This window comes from Pseudonocardia charpentierae, from assembly GCF_031845345.1.
GTDB classification, from domain to species: domain Bacteria; phylum Actinomycetota; class Actinomycetes; order Mycobacteriales; family Pseudonocardiaceae; genus Pseudonocardia; species Pseudonocardia charpentierae.
This window is the reverse complement of the sequence record NZ_JAVREJ010000078.1, coordinates 1-2,064: the sequence shown is the minus strand read 5'-3', so window position 1 is coordinate 2,064 and position 2,064 is coordinate 1. Positions and strand designations below refer to the sequence as shown.

Annotated in this window: 2 protein-coding genes and 1 pseudogene; all 3 read right to left on the bottom strand. The window is 67.7% G+C overall.

Going from position 1 to position 2,064, the window contains the following annotated elements; genetic code table 11:
* Positions 1-348 (bottom strand): hypothetical protein (locus tag RM445_RS31910; RefSeq protein WP_311560588.1); only part of this gene is annotated, 348 nt, incomplete at its 3' end.
* Between the two features lie 428 nt (positions 349-776).
* Positions 777-1,016: pseudogene (locus RM445_RS31905) on the bottom strand (IS30 family transposase); the annotation flags it as partial.
* A gap of 30 nt (positions 1,017-1,046) precedes the next feature.
* Positions 1,047-2,064: serine hydrolase domain-containing protein (locus RM445_RS31900; protein WP_311560586.1), on the bottom strand; the 1,018-nt coding region annotated here is incomplete at its 5' end.

Genomic DNA, 2,064 nt, shown 5'->3' with positions numbered 1-2,064 from the left:
GCCGGTTGCCGTCGCCGACCTGCGCGCAGGAGACGGCGACGAGCCGCATGTGGCCCCGATCAGCAGTCTCCACGCCGTCGGTGACTTCCTCGTCGGCGGCCGCTTCCACCACATGCGGGTGGTCGCCATGTCGGTGTCCACCTTGACGGCGACCAGCTCCGCTCGCCGCGCCTCGATCAACCCCTGCAGAGCCTCGGGCGTCGACCGGAGCTTCTCCTCGTCGTGCACGGTGCACGTGCGCAGGGCAGAGGTCAGGACCTTCTCGTCGAGGGAACCGTCGAGCGCGCGGTCCATCGAGGGCGTCGCGATCCCGCCGCGCGGTGCACGGCGCAGATCATCGTCCGGCACGCCGAGGGCGACCGCGGTCGCGGCACCGGCTGCGGCCGTCGCCTTCGGGTTGGGTCGCCACCATGACGCTAGTGATCACGCCCAGGTAGATGTGCACGACGGCGGCGGACAGGGCCAGCACGCAGATGGCGACCTGGAGGGTGCCGAATCGGGTTGTCTCGCGGGCTGCGGGGAAGGGTCATCGTTGTCTCCTCGTCGGGACGGCTTGGGAGTTGTCGCCGGGGTAGACCGGGAGTGCTGAGTGTCATCGGTAGTCGGGCGCACAGTTGGCGGCGTGACGTCCGAGCGGCTCGTTCACCGATGCGCACCACTGAGCACCATCATCGCGACGGTGTGTCACCGGGGAGTTGAACCCCCACGGTGTCCGAGGGTGGACTTGACCACTACGTACACGGCCTGCGACAGCAGGCACGGCTGTAGCTGGCGTAGACCAGCCTCGCCACGGCGGACCGGCCGGCCTTGCCGACGACGAGGTCGCCCTTCCAGCGGCCGGGCACCGCGCGGCCGGCGACCTCGGCGGGTCGGTCGTCGATGTAGGTCGGCTCCTTGATCCGTGGCGCTGGTGGCGGGCGACGGCCGCCGCGACGTGCGGTGCGGGCGGTCCGCAGCCGGATCAGCTCACGTGCCAGGGCGGACACCGGGGTGGCGTAGATGCACTGGTAGATCGCCGACGATGTGGCGTTGGCCCTGACCCGTCGCTACGGGCCGAGCGGTGACTGGACATAGATCTGGTCGAGCACCTTCAGCATGAGGTTGTTGGCCGTCGGGCGCATCTGGAGGTCGACGGTCAGGTTGGTCCACACGACGATCGTCATGTCGTTGGCCGGATCGCGGACCATCGAGGAGTTGTACCCGGCGGTCTCGCCCCCGTGGAGGAGGATCGTGTTGGGTCCCCAGCTCTGGCGGTTGATGCCGTAGCCGTACCACAGGCCCGCGGGGCGATCGGGATTCTCCGGCAGGGGGCTGTCGAGCCACATCTTCTGATAGTCGGCGTTGAGCACGCGGCCGCCGACGAGGGCGTCTATCCACGTGGCCAGGTCCTTGGCCGTGGACACGACACCCCCGGCGGCGTAGGCGAAGGAGTGGTTCACGTCGGTGTAGTCCTCGGGCGGCAGAGTGCCCGCCTCGGCCTGGGCGATCTGCTCCGATGTGTACTCGGGCGTGCCGTAGAGGGCCACCGACGAGCTGCCGTACAGGTAGCCGTGCGTAAACGGTTCGGGGATGCGGTTCGAGTCCCGGGCGGGAAGCTCTGTGTTCGTCATGCCGAGTGGCGTGAACAACCGCTCCTCGAACGCCGTCGCCAGCGGCTGGCCGCCCGCTCTCTCGATGATGAGGCCGAGTAACGCGTAGTTCGTGTTGTTGTACTCGAACTCGACGCCGGGTGCGGCGTTGGATGGCTGCGCGAAGGCAATGGCCAACAGTTCCTCGGGAGTCCACGCTTTGGCCGGGTCATCATCAAGGCTCTTCGCCAACACCATCGAGTTCGTGTAGTTGTAGAGCCCGCTGCGCATCTTCAGCAGCTCGGCGATTCTGATGTTGTCGCCGTTGGGTACGCCGGGGACGTACCTCGATACCGAGTCGTCGATTCCGATCTTGCCCTCTTGGGCGAGCTGGAGGATTACCGCCGCCGTCATCGTCTTGGTGTTGGAGGCGATTCGGAAGTGCGTGTCGACTCCGGGCCGTCGCTCGACGCCTCGTTCGACGGTGCCGGACGCC